Annotated in this window: 17 protein-coding genes; 7 read left to right on the forward strand and 10 right to left on the reverse strand. The window is 68.8% G+C overall.

The window, feature by feature from the left end; translation table 11 throughout:
* Window positions 1-9: 9 nt before the first annotated feature.
* Both derI2 and lerI read left to right on the forward strand, forming a co-directional pair.
* Window positions 10-468, forward strand: a complete 459-nt coding sequence (gene derI2, locus NTM_RS07360) for a D-erythrulose 4-phosphate isomerase DerI2 (RefSeq protein WP_083142764.1) — start codon at window positions 10-12, stop codon at window positions 466-468.
* Window positions 461-1,270 carry an L-erythrulose 1-phosphate isomerase gene (gene lerI / locus NTM_RS07365; protein WP_163765918.1) on the forward strand — a complete coding sequence of 270 codons (810 nt, stop codon included), beginning with the start codon at window positions 461-463 and terminating at the stop codon, window positions 1,268-1,270. Before derI2 ends, lerI begins: the two co-directional genes overlap by 8 nt.
* On the opposite strand, the gene NTM_RS07370 is transcribed toward lerI, so the two are convergent.
* The 4 genes from NTM_RS07370 to NTM_RS07385 all read right to left on the reverse strand — a co-directional run bounded on the left by NTM_RS07370 (window position 1,242) and on the right by NTM_RS07385 (window position 6,058).
* On the reverse strand, window positions 1,242-3,167 hold the full coding sequence (locus tag NTM_RS07370; RefSeq protein ID WP_163765919.1) for a zinc ribbon domain-containing protein: 1,926 nt from the start codon (window positions 3,165-3,167) through the stop codon (window positions 1,242-1,244). The two genes, lerI and NTM_RS07370, sit on opposite strands and share 29 nt — an antisense overlap.
* A gap of 31 nt (window positions 3,168-3,198) precedes the next feature.
* Window positions 3,199-4,803: a S53 family peptidase gene (locus NTM_RS07375; protein ID WP_083142577.1), complete on the reverse strand. Its 1,605-nt coding sequence runs from the start codon at window positions 4,801-4,803 to the stop codon at window positions 3,199-3,201.
* 51 nt (window positions 4,804-4,854) lie between these two features.
* Entirely contained in the window at window positions 4,855-5,124 is a 270-nt protein-coding gene (locus NTM_RS07380) for a hypothetical protein (protein ID WP_104864163.1), read from the reverse strand.
* 142 nt (window positions 5,125-5,266) lie between these two features.
* Window positions 5,267-6,058 (reverse strand): SDR family oxidoreductase, encoded by a 792-nt coding sequence (locus NTM_RS07385; protein WP_163765920.1) that lies wholly within the window; start codon window positions 6,056-6,058, stop codon window positions 5,267-5,269.
* A 116-nt stretch (window positions 6,059-6,174) separates the two neighbouring features.
* On the opposite strand from NTM_RS07385, the gene NTM_RS07390 reads away from it, so the two are divergent.
* Together NTM_RS07390 and NTM_RS07395 are read left to right on the forward strand one after the other, a co-directional pair.
* The gene (locus NTM_RS07390; RefSeq protein ID WP_232079646.1) at window positions 6,175-6,768 is read left to right on the forward strand and encodes a TetR/AcrR family transcriptional regulator; all 594 of its coding nucleotides are present in this window, start codon (window positions 6,175-6,177) and stop codon (window positions 6,766-6,768) included.
* A gap of 47 nt (window positions 6,769-6,815) precedes the next feature.
* Entirely contained in the window at window positions 6,816-7,631 is an 816-nt protein-coding gene (locus tag NTM_RS07395; RefSeq protein ID WP_083142574.1) for a mycofactocin-coupled SDR family oxidoreductase, read from the forward strand.
* Window positions 7,632-7,658: 27 nt separating this feature from the next.
* Here the strand turns inward: NTM_RS07395 and NTM_RS07400 are convergent, their stop codons facing one another.
* Window positions 7,659-9,134, reverse strand: a complete 1,476-nt coding sequence (locus tag NTM_RS07400) for an HNH endonuclease signature motif containing protein (protein WP_163765921.1) — start codon at window positions 9,132-9,134, stop codon at window positions 7,659-7,661.
* Between the two features lie 179 nt (window positions 9,135-9,313).
* Between NTM_RS07400 and NTM_RS07405 the strand changes: the two genes are divergently transcribed.
* On the forward strand, window positions 9,314-10,702 hold the full coding sequence (locus tag NTM_RS07405; protein ID WP_163765922.1) for an oxygenase MpaB family protein: 1,389 nt from the start codon (window positions 9,314-9,316) through the stop codon (window positions 10,700-10,702).
* Here the strand turns inward: NTM_RS07405 and surE are convergent.
* From surE to NTM_RS07425, 4 genes are all read right to left on the reverse strand, one after another.
* On the reverse strand, window positions 10,692-11,468 hold the full coding sequence (surE, locus tag NTM_RS07410) for a 5'/3'-nucleotidase SurE (RefSeq protein WP_163765923.1): 777 nt from the start codon (window positions 11,466-11,468) through the stop codon (window positions 10,692-10,694). The genes NTM_RS07405 and surE overlap by 11 nt on opposite strands.
* A gap of 16 nt (window positions 11,469-11,484) precedes the next feature.
* On the reverse strand, window positions 11,485-12,447 hold the full coding sequence (locus NTM_RS07415; protein ID WP_083142762.1) for a 1-phosphofructokinase family hexose kinase: 963 nt from the start codon (window positions 12,445-12,447) through the stop codon (window positions 11,485-11,487).
* Window positions 12,448-12,504: 57 nt separating this feature from the next.
* Complete coding sequence (locus NTM_RS07420; protein WP_163769408.1) at window positions 12,505-13,218, reverse strand: DUF1906 domain-containing protein; 714 nt, start codon at window positions 13,216-13,218, stop codon at window positions 12,505-12,507.
* 119 nt (window positions 13,219-13,337) lie between these two features.
* On the reverse strand, window positions 13,338-14,258 hold the full coding sequence (locus NTM_RS07425) for a serine hydrolase (RefSeq protein ID WP_163765924.1): 921 nt from the start codon (window positions 14,256-14,258) through the stop codon (window positions 13,338-13,340).
* Window positions 14,259-14,490: 232 nt separating this feature from the next.
* Here NTM_RS07425 and NTM_RS07430 point away from each other — a divergent pair, with 232 nt between their 5' ends.
* Entirely contained in the window at window positions 14,491-17,016 is a 2,526-nt protein-coding gene (locus NTM_RS07430) for an excinuclease ABC subunit UvrA (protein WP_163765925.1), read from the forward strand.
* Here the strand turns inward: NTM_RS07430 and NTM_RS07435 are convergent.
* Window positions 17,013-18,425, reverse strand: a complete 1,413-nt coding sequence (locus NTM_RS07435; protein WP_104865470.1) for a serine hydrolase domain-containing protein — start codon at window positions 18,423-18,425, stop codon at window positions 17,013-17,015. The genes NTM_RS07430 and NTM_RS07435 overlap by 4 nt on opposite strands.
* A gap of 339 nt (window positions 18,426-18,764) precedes the next feature.
* Between NTM_RS07435 and NTM_RS07440 the strand changes: the two genes are divergently transcribed.
* Window positions 18,765-19,235 (forward strand): hypothetical protein, encoded by a 471-nt coding sequence (locus NTM_RS07440; RefSeq protein WP_232079647.1) that lies wholly within the window; start codon window positions 18,765-18,767, stop codon window positions 19,233-19,235.
* Window positions 19,236-19,272: the final 37 nt, after the last annotated feature.

Raw genomic sequence — 19,272 nt, forward strand, 5'->3', positions numbered from 1 at the left:
GAGATGACCATGGCGTTGAAGATCGTCATCGGCGGCGACAACGCCGGCTTCAACTACAAGGAAGCGCTGCGCGAGGACTTGGAGTCCGACGAGCGGGTGGCCAGCGTCGAGGATGTCGGCGTGATGGCCGCCGAAGACACCACGTCGTATCCGAACGTGGCCGTCGCGGCCGCCGAGAAGATCGCCCGCGGCGAGGCGGACCGGGCCCTGCTGATCTGCGGCACCGGGCTGGGCGTCGCGATCGCGGCCAACAAGGTCAAGGGGATTCGCGCCGTCACCGCGCACGACGTGTACTCGGTGCAGCGGTCCGTGCTGTCGAACAACGCGCAGGTGCTGTGCATGGGCGAACGCGTCGTCGGCTTGGAATTGGCGCGCGCCCTGGTGAAGGAGTGGCTCGGCCTCGAGTTCGATCCGCAGTCCTCCTCGGCCGCGAAGGTCGACGACATCTGCGCGTACGAGGGTGACTGACGCCGGCGCGTTCGGGGCCGACCGGCTGTGGATCGGCACCAGCTGGAAGATGAACAAGGGCCTCGACGAGTCCCGTCGATACATCCGCGGATTGCGCGACTACGTGCAGTCCACCCCGCTTCCGGGAGTCCAGCCGTTCATCATCCCGTCGTTCACCGCGGTGACGACCGTCCGCGAGGAACTGGGCGCCGATTCCCCGGTGCTGCTCGGGGTGCAGAACGCGCACTGGGAAGACGAAGGTGCCTGGACCGGTGAGGTTTCCGTCGCCCAGGCGAAGGACGCCGGAGCCCAGCTGGTCGAGATCGGGCATTCCGAGCGACGTGAGCATTTCGGTGAAACCGTGGAGACCACCCGGCGCAAGGTGGCGGCCACACTGGCTCACGGCTTGATGCCGCTGCTGTGCATCGGCGAGAGCGCCGAGACGAAACAGGCCGGCGGGTCATCACGATTCATCCTGGACCAGGCGGCAGGCGCACTCGACGGCCTCGCCGACGAACAGTTGCGGCGCGTGCTCATCGCCTACGAGCCGATCTGGGCGATCGGCGAGCACGGGCGGCCGGCCACCGTCGAGGAGCTACGCCGGCCGTTCGCCGACTTGGCCCGTGAATACGGCGGTCGCACAAGCGGATTGCTCTACGGCGGGTCGGTGAACCTGGACAATGCCCAGGAGCTGCTCGGAATCGAGCATGTCAGCGGGTTGTTCATCGGTCGCGCCGCCTGGCAGCTGCCCGGTTACCTGCGGATCCTCGAGATCGCCGCCGCCCACGCGACCGTCACCGCGGCGGATCCCCACGCCAGCTGAAGCTGTTGACGTACTTGCCCATATCCAGCGCGAGCTGAAGATTGGCCGCCGACGGCTTGCCCGAGCCGAAGTCGGGGCCGAATGCCCGATAGGGACCCACCGCGCCGGCGATCAGGGCCACGTCGTTCTTGACCGCGACCATCACCAGGACGCGCATCCGGGTCGCACTGCTCATCGCGCCCTGCGGCCAGAGATCCGCGGCGTATCCGTAGCCCGGCTGATAGCCGACCATCGTGTTCGGGATCTCGTAGGCGCTCTTGGTGTCCGGGAACGTCTCGTTGACCAGCGCGACGGCGATCTCCTGTGCGGTGCGGCCTCCGGCGGGACGGCTGAACAGCTGCATCGTGCCGCCGTCACCGGCCTTCAGCACCGCGGTGATCCCGTCGGCATGCGTGGTGACCTCATAGGCCGACCCGTCCGCGGGGTAGGAGACCGAGAACGATCCGTCGGCCGCAGTGAACCGCGGGTTGACCTCCACCGACCGGTTCATCGGCGGACTCCCGCAGTCGGGCGGGCAGGCATACCGCGCCGCGGGCTTGGTGATCAGCCCCGACAACGCCACCAGGCTGCCGGCCAGTACGGCGATCGCGATCGCGAGCGCCGACATCACGGCGCGCAGCGACATCCCGGGCCTCGGTTCGGGTGCCTCGAATGTCCCGGAGTGGATGGAGTAGCCGGGTTGCAAACCGACCACGATCTGGCCGGGCGCGGGTGTGTCGGCCAGTCGGATGGGGCGCTCTTCCCGCAGCGCGCGCCGCTCGCGCCGGGAGCACGCATGCATCGCGGCGCCGCATCGGGCGCAGAACGGGGCATCGGGCACAACGTGATCGCACTCGACACACAGGATCGGTTCGTCGCCCTGGTACTGGTCTTTCGCCTCGTGCAGCAGCGCGAGTTGCAGTCCGACCCGTAGCGCGAACAGCGCCATCGCGGTGAGCATCAGATGCAGTGCCAGCTGGCCCCATTGGGGCAGACGCGCGATATCGATCACGCCCACCGAGGCGTAGATGGCCACGACCACGGCGGCGATGAGGACCAGCACCGCCCGCACGACGCCTCGGTGCTGGTTGACCTTGGTCGGAGGCCGCGTGAACCACAGTGCGGTGCCCACCAGACCACCGACCGCGACCGCAGTCAGCGGCATGGCGATACCACGGACGCCGGCCTCGACGAGCAGGCCGTCCAGCGGGCGTACCCGGTTGATCATCCCGGTGGTGAACTGGGGCGCGAGCCGGGTCAGCGTCGCCGCCGCCGTGAAGGACAACGCACCCAGCGCCCCGACGACGTAGCCGTCCAACGCTTCCCGGTCGCTTCGCCACAGCCGGCGCGCCGCCAACGCCGGGGCCAGCATCAGCAGCATGCTGCCGAGCGGCACCGCGATCCCCTCCCGGAGGACCCGGGTGGCGGCGATCCCCGCGCCGAGAGGGACGCCGTACGCGCGTGCGACCGCCGCGCCGGTCAGCAGCGCCCATCCGACACCCAGGGAGACGCCGAGCGCAACGGTCACTATCGCGGCACCGCGCGGCATGTCCTGCAATACACCGGATTCCCGCAGATACAGCACGAACAGCACAGGCAGGCCGAGCGACGCGACCGCGATGAGCGCCGCAGGCATCCGCAGCAGCGTCGCTGCCGTCAGTGCCGCCGCGATCAACCCGAGGGCGAACAGGAACACGGTGCGACCCCGCGGGGTCAGGTGCGGGAAAAGGGAACTGGTCAGCGCCGGCGTCATCAGCCGTTGCCCGGAGGCGGCGCCGAAGGTCCGCGCTCGCAGCCAGTGCGGGCCGTCCCCGCCGCGGTGCTCGGCCAGCGGCACCCCGCAAAGCCCGCAGTACTCCCCCGCGGGGACGTCCGCCTGGCAGACGGGGCATTCCACCATGCCGGTAGGGCTACTCATCGGTACCTTCGCTTCTTCGCGCGAGCGCTCATCAGGCATTCACCTTCTGAGCCAGCAGCAGGTTCCGCACCAGGTTGTCGACGTCCGGGGTGCCGAGCCCGGTCACCAGGTCATAGCCCGGCCCGGCATGGTCAACGGCGTTGCCGCCCAACGTGACATCGCGGTAGGACGGTCGGGGAGCGCCTTCGGCGATGCGGTACAGCAGCGGGTTGATGTCGCCGATGAGGGAGCCGCCGTGCTCCAGCAGGTACTGGTTCATCACCGCGGTCAGACCGGCCCAGATCGGTGCGGACTGCGAGGTGCCGCCGCCGACCACGACCTGGTCGTTGATCACGATCTTCACGCCGGTGAACGGGTCGGCGACGGCGGCGACATCCGGCGTCATCCGCTTCCCGGCATGGCGTTCCGGCGGCACCGCGGCGGACGCCACCTGCTGCCACGGTGGCATGTCGAACAAGGCGGAGACACCGCCACCGGTGCCCTGCGACAGCGGCACGTCGAACCAGGTCTGCTCGGACACCCACGTCCCGTCCGCTGCGGTGGACAACGTGGTGCCACCGACGCTGGTCATCTCCGGCAGCGACGCGATCGAGTCGAGGCCGATGTCCTGCTCGCTCGGTGGCGAGGACCAGTCCTGACCGCCGCGGCACTCCATGCCGGCGAGATCACCGCTCGCGTTGTAGGCGGTGGTGCCGTGCGATTGCGCGGTCCGCAGCGCGGATCGCACCGGGGCCAGGTCCGCGGCGGTGATGAGCCGGTCGCAACCCCAGCCGATCGAGAAGCTCCACACCGCACCGGGGAACCGGCGATCGGTGTCTTCGAGCATCTCGCCGATCCGGCGGTAGCCGCCGTCGCCTTCGACGGTCGGCCGGGCGTTCACCACCACCTTGCGGGCGTCGGGGGCGAGGGCGTGGGCAACCTGCAGATCCATCGACGACTCGGCACGCGCCTCGCCGGGCAATCCGCCGACGATCTCCGGGATCAACGGCGGCAGTCCGTTCATCGCGGTGAACGCGTCGAGGTCGGACTGACGGAACGAATCGAAGGCGAAGATCACGATGGTGGTCCCTTTGCCGGTGAACCCGGCCTTCGCCAACTCGCCGGCGTTGTAGGTGTTCAGCAGCGCATCCGGGCCGAGCCCGCGATCGGGCACGTCCAGCGGGAAGTTGTCCGGACGCGACATCCGGTGCGGCAGGTAGCTGAGGATCCGGCCGGTCTCGGCCACCTCCCCGCGTAGGTGGCCCGGCACCGCCGGCTGCTGCGGGGACGCATAGAAGTACTGCCCCTTGCGGCCCCGGTAGTTGTGGACGGAGACGTCGAACGCCTGCCCGACGGCATCAGGCGTCCCTTCGATGACCGCCCAGTCGTCACCCGGCCGCCACCGCACCGACAGGGTGCGCTCCCGGGCCCAGTCGATCAGCTCCGCGGGTCGCGACGGGGCGGTCAGACCGACGGTGAACTCGATCTTCGGGTCGCGCGCCGGTCCGAGATCGGTGGATGCGCCGAGCAGCGAGGCGTACGGGCCCGCAATGCGCCTGTCCCCAAGCACGACATCACGCGCTGACGGGTCGCTACCCGTCAGCGCCGCTGCGAGGAGCAGGAGGACCGTCAGCGTGCGCGCAATCACCGTGGTCATCGGCCGGCACGAACACCGGGTGTGCCCGGACCGGGTCCGGGCACACCGAGGTTACTGACCGTACTTGTCGCGGTTCGGGTTGTGCGTGGGCTGAGGAGCCACCACGGGAGGAGTGAAGATGCCCGAGACATCCGGGTTGGGGGCCTTCTCGGTCGGGCTCAGCGGCGGCGTCGTGGTCGTCGTCGTCGTCGTGGTCGTGGTGGTCGTTTCTTCCGGTGCTTCGCTCTCGGTGCTGCAAGATGCGGTGAAGCCGATCATGGCGAGGACGGCTGTACCGCCCACCGCTAGCGAGATGCGACGACCCAGACGGTTCATGGCCATGTTCGGTCCTTCTGTCGGAAAACCGGTGAACCTCCCCATCGTAGGAGGAAACCGGGGATCAGGTGCGGTAACCCCTCACCCGACCCCCGGTGGGGAGGGGAATGATCAAGCCACGGCCGGAGGAACTTTCGCCGGCCACCGGCTATCCGGCCTGGACCTGACCGCCGTCGACGACGAGATTGCCGGCCGTGATCCACGCGGCTCTGTCGGAGGCCAGGAACGCGATCGCCTCGGCGATGTCGGCGGGTTCACCCTTGCGGCCCAGAGGAATCGACCCGCCACCGGCCTCTGGACCGTTGCCGCCCGCGGCGGTCAGCGTCAGCCGGATGGCGTCGGCCCCCGGGGAGTTGACGTTGCCGGGGGTAACGGTGTTCACGCGCACGCCCCGGGGACCGGCCTCGGCGGCGAGGCCCCGGGTGTAGGTCGTGAGCGCCGATTTGGCGGCCGCGTAGTGCAGCATCGGCGGAGGCGGACTCAGTGTGACCGCCGAAGCCACATTGATGATGGAGCCTCTGCCGTTGGCGTACATCGCAGGCAGCAACGCGGCGTTGAGGCGGACGGCAGCCAGGAAGTTGATATTGAGGTCGTTGATCCATTCGTCGTCCGGTATGGCGAGCACACCGCCGGGGTAGGCGGTCGATGCCCCGGCGTTGTTGACGAGGATGTCCACCTCGCCGAGGACCTCGATAGCGCGAGCGGCGAGATGCTCGACCCCGGCGGCGGTGGCGACGTCGGCGACGATGTACTCCACACCCGGCGGCAGCGACTCCGGCTGTGACCGGCCCGACGTGACGACGCGGGCCCCGCCCTGAACGAACCGGGCGACGGTGGCCGCGCCGATCCCCTTGCTGCCACCGGTGATGACGGCGGTCTTGCCCTTGAGGTCCGGCACACCGGTGGTCTCCACCGTCGGCGCGACAACTGCGGAAGTCATGAAAAGCATCTCCTTCGAACTCAGATGTTCTGTACTGACTAGTACAGAACAGGGCGCGCCGCTATTCCCGAATCCGGGTTATGTACCGAAATGTCATAAACGGGTATTCTCGACTCATGGCACGTCCGCGTAAGTTCGACGAAGCGCAGGTCGTCGCGGCCAGTCGGGATGTGTTCTGGAACCAGGGTTACGCCGCGACGAGTATCGACGACCTCAGCGCTGCAACGGGTTTGGGCCGCGGCAGCTTCTACAAGGCCTTCGGTGACAAGCACAGCATGTTCTTGCGCGGCCTTGAGCTGTACTGTACCGACGCCGTCGACGGCATCCGTGCCGAGTTACGCGATCCCGATCTGACCGCCTACGAGCGACTGGTCGCGCATCTGCACAGGGTAGCCGCGGGCGCGGCCTCCGACACCGAACTGCGCGGCTGCCTGCTGGCCAAGAGCGCGTCCGAACTGTCCTCCGTCGACCCGGATGTCGCCAAGCTGACCAAGCGCACGCTGGACATCTGGCTGCGGGAACTGACCGCGACGGTCCGCGCCGCCCAGGCCGACGGCGACATTCCGGCCGACGCCGACCCCAAGAGGCTGGCCAGCCTGCTCCTGGCGGTGCTGCGTGGGATAGAGGCGCTGCGCAAGGGTGGCGCTTCGGCGGCCACCGTGAAAGCCGCCGCCGAGCAGGCCGTTGCGCTGCTCGGTGCAGGCGCGTAGCGCCTGAGAGTATTGCCAAAGACTGGTCGATCGATCAAGCTGGCGCCATGGGCAAGCTCGACGGCAAGGTCGCTTTCATCACCGGTGCGGCGCGGGGTCAGGGGCGTGCGCATGCGGTGCGGTTGGCCGAGGAAGGCGCGGACGTCATCGCGGTCGACGTGTGCGCGCAGTACGCCACCGTCGTCTATCCGATGTCGCGGCCGGAGGACCTGGCCGAGACGGTGCGCCTGGTCGAGGCCCAGGGCCGGCGAATCGTGGCGAGCGAGGCCGATGTCTGCGACGTCGCGGCACTACAGAAGGCTTTCGACGAAGGGGCGGCCGAACTCGGCGGTGTGGACATCGTGGTGGCCAATGCCGGGATCGGCCCCGGCGGGCAGACCACCGAGGACGAGCAGTGGGACGACGTGGTCGACGTCAATCTCAAAGGGGTGTGGAACACCCTGCGCGTCTCGGTCCCGACGATGCTGACCCAGGACCGCGGCGGGTCGATCATCCTGACCAGTTCGACTGGCGGACTCATCGGCACACCCGTCGTCAACGGCGGCATGATCGCCTATACCGCGGCCAAGCACGGCGTGGTCGGAATCATGCGGGCATACGCGAACTATCTTGCCCCGCACCATATCCGGGTGAACAGCATTGCGCCGACGACCGTTGCGACGCCGATGGCCAACAATGGCGACCTGAGCATGCTCAAGAAGTACGAACCCGCGATCGCCCGTTCGCTGGAGAACGCGATGCCCGTCGATTACGTCGAGGCGCGCGACGTCGCCAACGCTGTCGCCTGGCTGGCCTCCGACGACGCGCGCTACGTCACCGGCACCGTCGTCCCCGTGGATGCCGGACTGCTCAACAAACGTTAGCTCGGGGATGCCGCGCCGGTAGCACCGTCAGGCTGCAGAGCCTTTCGGTGGTGCGGGTCCGCCGGGTTCGCCGGGGTTGTCGGGGTCGGCGGGTTCAGCCGCGGCGCTGTCGTTTTCGGGTTCCTCGGGTGGGCGCAGGAGTCGTTCGGGGCGGTGGTAGGTGTTGACGCGGGTTTGTCCGGTGTCGAGGTGTTCGGGTGGGATCCATTCGACTTCGCCGCGGGTGTTGATGCGGGTGGTCCAGGCGGTGGGGTCGTCGGGGTTGACGCTGCGGTTGTCGGGTCCGCAGGCCAGGCCGAGGTCGTTGATGTTGGTGTTTCCGCCGCGGGCCCAGTCGGTGACGACGTGGTGGACTTGGCTGCCGTAGGCGCCGATGGTGCAGCATGGTTTGGTGCAGCCGCCGTCGCGGGCGATCAACATGATCCGCTGCTCAGGTGACGCGATGCGTTTGGTGCGGAACAAATCCAGAGCTGCCCCGGTGGCTTTGTCGAACACCGCCAAGTAGTTATTGGCATGCCCGCCCATCCGGATCACATCCTTGATCGGCATCCTGGTGCCGCCGCCGGTGACGCCGATCCCGGCGCGGGATTCGAGGTCTTGCAGCGTGGTGCGGATGATGATCGACACCGGCAGCCCGTTGAGTGTGCCCAACTCGCCGCTCATCAACGCGATGCGTCCGACGGCGATCAACGCATCATGCTGGCGCTGGGCCAGGCTGCGAGAGTCGTTGTCGATCTGGGTTTGTGACGGTGTGCCCGAGGTGCAGGGTTCTGGGTCGGCGGGGTTGCACATGCCGGGGGCGGCGTATTTGGCGAAGATCCATTCCAGTACCGCCCAGGCTTCGGGTGTCAAGGTTGCGGTGAGGTCGATCATCCCGTCGGGGCGCTGCTGGTGTTTGGTGACCCCGCGCTGGCGGGCGCGTTCGGTGTCGTCGGGTTCGGGGCCGTCCTGATCCAGCAGGAACAGGATCAGTTCGGCGGCGTCCTTCAGCTCTTTGGGTCCGGCGCCGACGGCGGTGCGGACCAGGTCGACTTCGAATTGTTCGCGGGTGGGGGCGTCGACCCTGGACGGGAGTTTGGCCACGGATTTGCGGATGACCTCGACGTGTTCGGGGTTGATCAGTCCGCGTTCTTGGGCGATCGCGGTGGCCGGCAGCAGCGGCGGTAGCGCCGGTCCGGTCACCGAGGGGCGCGGCGCCAACAGGCAAGCCTCGGTCAGGCGCCGATTGGCGTCACTGACCGATAGCCGCCACCGGATCCGCAGCACGTCTTTCCAGGATTTGGCGCCCATCTCGCGGGCGGTGGTCTCGGTCTGAAGCCGCGCCAGCAGCCGATGACCGAGCCCGGGCAGTTGGCAGCTCAGACTCTCCAACTCGTCGAGGGCTTCGAGGAGTTCGTCGCGGGTCAGTAGCTCCAGATCGCAGGCCGCCACGGTGTCGAAGGCGGCGCGCAGCGCGCTGACCGCGTCCTGCAGGCCCGTCCTCGACATGGTTCGAACATACATTCGACCACCGACAAGTTTCGGGCCCGAAACTCGCCAACAAGTTCAGACTCGGCGCCGCGCCGGCGAGCGCCGTCGGTCCCACAGACGAGCCTTCGTTTCACGAACCACGGTTCACATGACTGGCGCTGTGCGATACCTTCATGAATCAGTGCCCTCAATGAGTGAGATGGGATTCCTGCATGACCGTGACCGGCGAGCGCCCCGAAATCCTGCTCGAGGATGTCGACTTCAACCGGCGTGACCATCCCGATCGGCCGCTGAGGCCCATCCCGCCCGGACGTGACCAGTTCGCCCCGCAATGGCGGCATATGCGTGAGGTCATGTTCGGTGAGTGGATCGACATTGACAAAGAGGTCGAGCCCAGCGAACTGACCCGCCTGCGCGACGATTACTTCTGGCAGCGTGACGAACTGATGATCGGTGTCGTCGACGCGTTCGAGCGGATCGGCCACGAGCAGGGCCGCGCGTTGTTCGAACAGGCGCTGACACAGGGAATCGACACCCTCGAGGATCCGCCGCAGGAGTTCGTCGACCTGTTCGCCCATCTCGACAACCTGCCCGAGCAATTCGATCTCGTCGCCGCCGAACGCGGTCGGATGCTGGCAATGTCGAGCACGATGGCAGCCACCACGATCATCCGGGGATGGGCGCTGTACGAGACCGCGATGACCGGCGACATCTCCGCCGCGACCGGCGCCACCGGACGGTTCGCCGACGACGGTCCGCGCCGCAACATCGAAACCGCTCGGGTGTTCGCCGAGTTCACTCTGCCCGACATCTTCGACCGGCAGTCCGAGGCGTTCCAGGACGTGGTGCGGGTGCGGTTGATGCATGCACTGGCCAGTCGGGGTCTGCGACGGAAGTGGGGTGATGCCCTCTATCTGAAGTTCGGCGAGCCCATTCCGGTCACGTCGCTGCTCGGGTTCGGCAGCGGCATGCTCCTCGGTCGTCTGGTCGACCACGCCTTCGGTCGCAAGCTGACCAGGCAGCAGCTCGAGGATCTCGCGGAATACTCGTCGTTCTCCGGACAACTGTGGGGGGCGCCGGAGCGGCTGCGCTCCGCCGACGGTGTCGAACTGATCAAGTCGTTGAACTACGTACTCGCCAGGGGAGGCAATCCGTCTCCGTGGCGCGCCGAACTCGTCGACGCCATCGCCAGCCGCGAACACCTCGAGCTCCTGACCGATGCCCTTCCGTCGTGGGTGAGAAGCGTGGTGGCGCGCTACTCCGACCAGATCACCGCAACCGTCGCGATGGCCTCGGCCGGAGTCGTGTTCGGCTATGAGCAGATCGACGCGATGGTGGCCGACACCCGCTTCGAAAGACTGGGCTATGACTTCGAGCGCAGGGTGCGCGACTTCACGCGGTTCACCAGACTGAACGTCGGCATCGCACGGGTTGCCGACCGCCTGCCGTTCTCGAATCCGATCCGCGAGCACCGCAAGAGGACCGGCGCGGCCGCCCGGGAACGGATCGCGATGCTGAACAAGATCGCCGCTGGCCGGCAGATTCCGCTGACCTACACCCACCACGACAGCTCGACATCGGGGCAGGGTTTCACCGGTTAGCGTTCTGCGCCAACCAATCTCGCACCAGGTCGCCGTCATCTGCCTCGACGGACCGCAGTTCGGTCAGCGTCGGGTGTCCGGCGTCGAGCAGCGCGCTGTCGGTGTCCTGGCCTGGCCGCTCTTCTGACTCCACCTCGGTCAGGCGCACGCCGCCGTCCCGGACCTCTTCGACGCGCGTCTGCACCGCCCCGCCGCGGGCGAGGCGTGCGTGGCGCAGCGGACCCAGCTCCGATGCGGGCCGGTCCGGGACGTTGAGCGACAGCACCGTCCCGTCGGGGGAAGCGAACAGCAACTCCAGGACCGGGGCGAGCAGGCCCGCGGCGGTGTCCCAATGCCGTGCGCCGTCTGGACGCAGCGCGACGTCGAGGGACACCGCCAGCGCGCGGGTGTCACTGATCTTGGCGGTGAGTGCGGCGCCCACGGTTCCCGAGTGCAGCACCGCCCGGCCGACGTTGGCGCCGTGGTTGATTCCGGACAGCACGACATCCGGCCGCGGGTCGAACCAGCCGTTGAGCGCGGCCGCGACGATGTGCCCCGGCTGGGCGTGAACGGCCCACGCCTGCACGTCGAGGTCGGGGAGTTGACGGGGTTCGACCACGGTGCGGCCGTCGTGCCGGACCGCGCTGAGCGCGGCGCTCGCACCACTGGCTTGTTCCACCGGCGCGGCCACGATCACGTCGAGACCGGCTTTCACCGCGGCACTCGCCAACGCGTGCAAACCGGCGGAGTCGATTCCGTCGTCGTTGGTCACCAGTGCGAGCGGCACGCGGCCTCCTTCTGCGTCATGTCCATTCGCGGAGTTCCACCCGTTCGGCCAGGGTTTCGACGGCCCGCGCGCCGCCGGTGCCCAGCCCGTGCCGCACCACGTTGAGCGCACCGCACGCGGCGCCGATCTGGAGCGCCTCGCGCACCGGCCGACCCAGAGCCAGCGCTGAGACGATGCCCGCGGTCATCGAGTCCCCGGCTCCCGCGGAGTCGGCGGGTTCGAGTGTGGGCATGCAGATCTCGACGATGTCGCCGTCGTCGATCAGGGCCAGCGCCGGGGCGGACCCGGCCCGCGACACGACGATGGTGCCGGCGCCGTCGTCGCGCATCGAGCGCATCGCGGTGACGAGATCCTTCGCGTCGTCGGATTTCGCTCGGCCGTCGTCGAGCAGTTCCTCGTGGCTGACCTTGACCAGGCTGGGCTCGCCGGCGAGCACCGCTTCGAGCCTGTCCCCGGACAGGTCGGCGGCCACCGCGCAACCGTTGGCGCCGAGGTCGGTGGTCAACCGCCGGTAGAGGTCGGCGGGCACCACGTCGTCCTCCTGCGGGCCGGACAGCAACACCCGTCCGTTGGTCAGCCCCTCGGTCAGGGTGAGCTCGTAGAGGGAGTCCAGTTCGTGACGATCGAGTGGGGTGCCGGCGGCTTCGGCCACGACGTCGCGGTCCCCGGAGCGGCGGTCGTGCACATACGAGCCGTTGCGGGCGCTGACCGGAACCGATTTCACCGAGACGCCCTCGATCGGCAGCAGATGCCCGAGAACGTCACCGGTTTCCCCGCCGAGGGCCACGCACAACACCACCGGCACGCCGAGGGACGACATCATGCGTGACTGCCAGACGCCCTGGCCCCCGGCGTGGACGTGGATGTCGGGGGCACCGGAGCGGTCTTCGACCGTGACGGTCAGTACGGGTAGCGGCGCGAAGATGACGACGGGCTGGGGCTCATCCGGGGTGTCGGCGCGGGATTTCTTGTCAGCCATGGGCACCGGGATACCCACCCGGGCCGGGACCACCCACCCGGTGTCAGCGCGAAGGCGTCACTGGTGGAAGTTCCACTGCCCGCAGTCCTGGGCCAGCACGTCGTTGACGTCGACCCTGACGCCGCCGATGAGCGGCCCCGGGTTCGAGGCGGTGTCGATGATGCGCTGGTACAGCACCGCGGCGGGGTAGATCTGACCGTTGGACCACGACCGGGTCTGCCATGCCCACACGTGCCCGGGGGTGCGGGAGTTGCCGATGACGCGGTCGGCGGCCGCCCACTGACAGGGCCGGATCCCGGCGTAGATCCCGGTGCGCTGGGCGCCGAGCACCGAGTTGATGCCCCGGAACCACGGGAGCGCCAGGTCGTTCCAGGTCTGCCGGTCGATGTCGTCGTCGACGGAGAAGAAGATCGGTGCGTTGCGCGCACCCCCCGCCGCGGTGTGCAACTGCCATGCGGTCTTGGCGTCCGCGACGCCGCCGGCGTATCCGCGGGTGAAGTCCGACGGAGCCGTCCCGCCGGGCTTGCCGTACTGGTAGTTGCTGACGATCACCAGCCCGGCCTTGGTCAGCGACTCGGCGTAGGGCCGCGTGATCGGTTTCGCACCGAAGTTCGACCCCGGCCGGGACAACGACACGTAGTTGATCACCCCGGCGTGGCCGGCGGCCCGGATCGCGTCGGCGGGGATCTGGGCCGCGGCGAAGTCGATCAGGGTGGGCGCGGCGGCTCGCGCGTGCGGAGCGCCGGCCGCGGCAGCACCGACGCCGGCCATCGCCGCCGACGCGGCGGCCGCGTACCGCAGGGCGTCGCGACGAGAAACCGAATGCTCCACGGCGCGGATGTTAACAACGGGACGGTTGTTAACAGCTGTGCCTCGCCGGGCCGTACGGGCTAGATTTTTCCGCCCGGGAACATCGTCTCGACGGCCTGGGTGATGTTCGCGCGGGCCGCGGCCTCACCCGTCGGATCCAGGGAACCGATCGCCATCACGTAGCGCCGGTCGGCGCCGATCACGCCGGTGGACACGTGCAGCTGGTTGCCGCCGTTCCAGCAGCAGAACCAGCCCTGCTTGACCGCGACGGGCTCGGCGTAGAGGCCCTCGGGGATCCCGAAGCGCTGCGGGTAGCCGTCGGTGCCGGTCGGGGTGGAGCGTGCGAGGTTGTCCATGATGATGTCGGCCTGCTCGCGGGGCAGTCCGCCGGCGCCGGTCAACAGCATGTCGTAGTAGCGGACGAGGTCGGCAGCGGTGCTCTCGGTGACGTCCCAGTGCCCGTTCCAGGGAGCGGTCGTCCCGGTCAGGCCGTACCGGGCGACGATCCGCGAGATCACCGCATTGCCGCCGTTGCGGTCCCAGAACATCTGTGCGGCACTGTCATCCGAGGAGCGCAGCATGACGTCGAGCGATTGCCGGTCGGCGGCGGACAACGTGGTCTTGCCTTCGGCCTCCTGCAGCAGCAGGTCGTCGGCGATGAACAGCTTCACCACGGATGCGATCGGGAACTGCGCGCCGCCCCCGCCGGCGACGGTCTGTCCGGTGGTGCGATCCAGGATCACGGTCTCGATGGCGGCACCGGACTCGGCCGCGGCGGCGGTCGCCTGGCGCACACGGGCCTCGAGGCCGTCGAAGGATCCTGCCCGCTGCACGGGGGGGGCCGCGGGCTGCGGGGCCGTTGCGACCGCGGGCGGCGCTTGAGGGGCGTCCTCGACGGCAGGCGGGTTGCCGCCGGCGTGCGCCTCGCAACCGGCGACGAGCAGAGCCGCGCACACGACCGCCGTCCCGGTGATCGTTCGATTCAGTAGCCGCCGACGCATGACTCTCCTTCAGGTAGCCGAACCCCCGAAAGCGGGTCCACGCTGCGCCCACCGGTTACCCAGCCTAACCGTCGGCAACCCCCGGGTTCCACGGCGGAGCGCGGTCGCCAGGGGTCGGTCCTCGATGAACACGACGTTCTGTCCGAGGAGGGACAGCTCAAGATGGGGGATGACAGCTCCTCCGGAATCCGCGACAACGCAGAGGGTGGGGTCGTCGTACACAATGGATGGGATGGACGGCGGGGCGGGCACAGCTGAACACGGACCGGACCCGTACATCCGGGTGTTCGCCTCCCGGGTGCACAACCTGAAGACCGTTGATCTCGCTGCGCCCCGGGACTCCTTCGTCGCGTTCACCGGGGTGTCCGGCTCCGGCAAGTCCTCGCTGGCGTTCGGCACCATCTATGCCGAGGCGCAGCGCCGCTACTTCGAATCGGTCGCGCCGTATGCGCGTCGGCTGCTGCTGCCCCAGGACGCTCCGAAGGTCGACGACATCACCGGCCTGCCACCGGCGGTGGCGCTGCAGCAGCGTCGCGGCGCCGCGACGTCCCGGTCGACCGTCGGCACGGTCACCACATTGTCGAACCTGCTGCGAATGTTGTTCTCCCGCACCGGGACCTATCCACCCGGGGCCACCGAGCGGCTCGACTCCGACGCGTTCTCACCCAACACCACGATCGGCGCCTGCCCGGAATGCCACGGGCTCGGCCGCATCCACGCGGTAACCGAGCAGACGCTGGTGCCCGATCCGTCGCTGACCATCCGCGAAGGTGCGGTAGCGGCGTGGCCCGGCGCCTGGCAGGGCCAGAACCTGCGCGACATCCTCATCACGCTCGGCTACGACATCGACAAGCCGTGGCGCAAACTGCCCAAGCGGCACCGTGATTGGATCCTGTTCACCGAGGACCAGCCCACCGTCGAGATCGACCCGAGCCAGCATCCGGTCACCGCGGACTACTACTACAACGGCACCTTCTCCAGCGCCGAACGCCACGTCCGGCACACGCTGGCGAACTCGCAGAGCGCCGCGATGCGGCGCCGGGTCCTGCAGTACGTGCACAGCACCGACTGTCCGGTGTGTGACGGTTCCGGGCTGCGGCCCGAGGCGCTCGCGGTCACGTTCGCCGGCCAGACGATCGCTGATCTGGTGGCGCTGCCGTTGACGACGCTCGCCGATGTGCTGGAACCGGCCGCGACGCGGACCGAGTTCGCGGCTGCGTTCGAATCCACCGAGTCCGGGGAGTTCACCGAAGTCGCGACGATGATCGCCGCCGATCTGGTGGCGCGGATCGGTGTGCTCGTCGACCTGGGGCTCGGCTATCTGAGCCTGAACCGCCGGACACCGACGGTGTCGCCGGGGGAGTTGCAACGGTTGCGGTTGGCGACGCAACTGCGGGCCGGGCTGTTCGGCGTGCTCTACGTGCTCGACGAACCCTCGGCGGGTCTGCATCCGGCCGACGCGGAACCGCTGCTCGATGTACTGGATCGGCTTCGGCGCGCGGGCAATTCGTTGTTCGTGGTCGAACACGACATGGATGTGGTGCGCCGCGCGGACTGGGTCGTCGACGTCGGTCCCGGCGCGGGCGAATGGGGCGGTGAGGTGCTCTACAGCGGACCGGTGGCCGGGCTCGCGGAGGTCGGCAACTCGGTCACCGGCAGATATCTGTTCGCCGACGCGCCACCCGAGCGGCGGGCGACCCGTCGGCCACTGGGCGTGATGAGCCTGCGCGGCATCACTTTTCACAACCTGCACGACGTCGGCGTCGACATCCCGCTGGGTGCGTTCGTGGCGGTCACCGGGGTCTCCGGCTCCGGCAAGTCGACGCTGGTGTGCAAGGTGCTCGGGGACGTGATGGCCCGGCAACTCGGCCGGTCCGCCGAACCCGCCGACGACGGCGCCGACAGCGACGCCGAACTGCTTGACATCGACGTGGACTCCAGCGTGGGGGTGCGCGTCGACGGAGCCGACGTGATCGACCGACTGGTCACGGTGGACCAGCGACCGATCGGCCGCACCCCGCGCTCGAACCTGGCCACCTACACCGGGCTGTTCGACGCGGTGCGCAAGGCGTTCGCCGACACCCCCGAGGCCCGCAGGCGGGGCTGGAGTGCCGGACGGTTCTCGTTCAACGTGGCCGAGGGCCGTTGCGCCACCTGTCAGGGGGAGGGATTCGTCGCGGTCGAGCTGCTGTTCCTGCCGGGCACCTACGCGACCTGCCCGGCCTGTGGTGGCGCCCGCTATTCCGACGAAACCCTCGAGGTCACCTACCGAGACCGCACCATCGCCGAGGTGCTGGCCCAGACCGTCGACGAAGCAGCCGAATTCCTCTACGAACTTCCCAGCGCCGCAAGGAGTCTGGCGACGCTACGCGACGTCGGCCTCGGTTATCTGCGGCTCGGGCAACCAGCCACGGAATTGTCGGGCGGGGAGGCGCAGCGCATCAAACTGGCCACCGAGCTGCAGCGCGCCAAGCGCGGGCACACCCTCTACGTGCTCGACGAACCCACCACCGGCCTGCACCCGGCCGACGTCGAGCTGCTGGAACAGCAGCTGCACCGCCTCGTCGATGCCGGCAACACGGTGGTGGTGGCCGAGCACGACATGTCCGTGGTGGCGCGAGCCGACCACGTCATCGACCTCGGGCCGGGCGGCGGTGACGACGGCGGCACCGTCGTGGTCGCAGGGGTGCCGGAGGTGGTGGCCGCCCACCCGACGAGCCGGACCGCGCCGTACCTGGCCGCACGGATGGGCCGCTAAGCGCCGTACAGGTGAAGGGCGCGCGCGGCCTCGGTCGCGATGTCGCCGCTGAGTCCGACGATCGGTGGTCCGCCGCGTACGTGGATGACGTTCGCGAGCACGATCACGTAGGTGTCCGAGCCCGGATCCAGCCACATCGTGACGCCGGTGAATCCGGTGTGGCCGAATCCGCCGACGGGAAAGACCGCACCACGCGGTCCCGAATGCGCGGTGTCGATGTCCCACCCGAGACCGCGCAGATCCGGTGCGGCGGCATCGGGTTGCTGCGGTGTCGTCATCAATGTCGCACCCTCGGGTGACAGCGGAAAGCTGCTCGGCCGTCCGGCCCGCCGGTCCAGCAGGGCCTGGGCGAACAGCCCGAGGTCGCCGACGGTGGTGAACACTCCGGCATTGCCCGCGACGCCGCCCATGCGCCGCGCGGTCGGATCGTGCACCGTCCCGCGCAACGGATATCCGAAGTCCGGGTTGAGGCCGGGGGTGTCCTCGTCGAGCGCGGTGGGCGCGATCCTCTCGAGCAGCCCGATGTTCCACGTCCCCTCCGGACAGTGCACCACCTGTGCGGCCCCCGGGATGGCCGCCACCGCCGTGCCCCGGACACGGTGCGGCCCACAGACTTCGGGGACGGGAAGGTAGCGGGTGTGGGCCATGCCCATCGGGGCGAACACGTTGTCGCGGACGTACCCGTCCTCAGGCCGGCCCGTCAGCTTCTCCAGCAGGGCCCCCAGCAGGATGAAGTTGATGTCGGAGTAGTGGAACACCGTGCCCGGGTCGAAGACCACCCAGGCGGCGAGCGCCCGGCGGATGCCATCGGCCTTGTCGGGCTTGGTAAGTCCCCACGGGCCGTCCAGGCTGAGGTCCCCGGCGATGCCGGAGGTGTGCGTCAACAGCATGCGCAACGTCACCTGTGCGCGACGCGGATCGGCGGTGGGGTTGAATCCGGGCAGATAGGTCTGGACCGGTTCGTCGAGGCGGACGAGGCCCCGCACCTCGAGCTGGGTGATCGCCGTCGCGGTCGCGACACCCTTGGTCAGCGATGCGATGTCGAACACGGTGTCCTCGGTCATCGGTTCGGCGGCCGACGGTGCACCGTCGAACCCCGGTTCGCCGTCGAGCTTGCGGGCACCGAAGGCCTGCCGGAACACGATCTCCCCGCCGTGCCCGATCTGCACCACGGCACCGGGCAGCCGTCGCGCCGCGACCGCGTCCTCGACCAGCGCGACGACAGCGGAGAAGTCACCGCGCGGTTTCACCGGCGGGACGGCGGGGACCGGGGCCGCACGCGGGGAAGGCACCGTGGACGGTGCAGGCGGTGCCGGACGCGGTGCGGGCGAGGGCGTGCACGCCGTGGCGACGACGATCGCCGCGAGGGCGCCGGCAGCGCACCACCCGGCGATACGCGGACGGGACATCGGCACCGCATCGACGGTAGTACGAGCGAATATCTCGGCGACTGGCTTTTAATTTTTTCTTGGGTATGGTCGGCGTTGGTGATGGTTGCGAGCAAAGGAGCAACGATGGCTGATAAATCGCAGAGTCGTGAACGCCGGAAACCGGCGATGACGATCAAGGAACGCCGGGCGCAGAAGCGCGAGAAGCAATTTCAGTCCGAGCAGGCACCTCCTCGGCGGAAGCGCCCCACCCCTGCCTGATAGCTGTTCGCATTCGCATTTCGCATTCTCCGCAATTCTTAATTGCGGCCGCTGAATTATGCGCGGGCAATTTCTGTTCTCCTGACAAGCGAGGGTGTCGTGGCAACGCAGGCGGCCGACGTGTCGTCGGTGATGGTGGTCGGTAGGTCACCGGATCTGACCGCCTCGATGGTCGCCGCGTTGCGACGGCTCGGCGCCGATGTGATCGAGGGGCCGGCGTCGTGCGTCGTCGACTCGATGGTGGTCGTCCTCGTCCCCGACCGTGCCGCCGCGCGGGTGCTCAATAAGGCGTCCACCGACGCCCTCTGCGACACCGCGGTCGGCGCGGTGCTCGACACCGGGGCGCGGCGGCTGGTCGTGGTGTCCGACGGACGGCACCTGACCTTCGGGCAGCGCACCCGCGCGGCCGGGGTGGCCCGCAGGGCGGCCCGCCGCATCGAGTACGAGTGCGAAGTCAACGGATCTCGGGGGATCGGCGCGTCCTACGCGGTGGTCGACACCGCCGACGACATCGCCCGTATCGCCGCGGTCGCCGCATCTGCGCGCGAGGGCCTGGTGTCGCGGAGCTGAGGGTCAGCCGCCTGCCGCAGCCCGGTATCCGAGGCTG

The sequence above is a fragment of the Mycolicibacterium parafortuitum genome (assembly GCF_010725485.1).
Taxonomy (GTDB): domain Bacteria; phylum Actinomycetota; class Actinomycetes; order Mycobacteriales; family Mycobacteriaceae; genus Mycobacterium.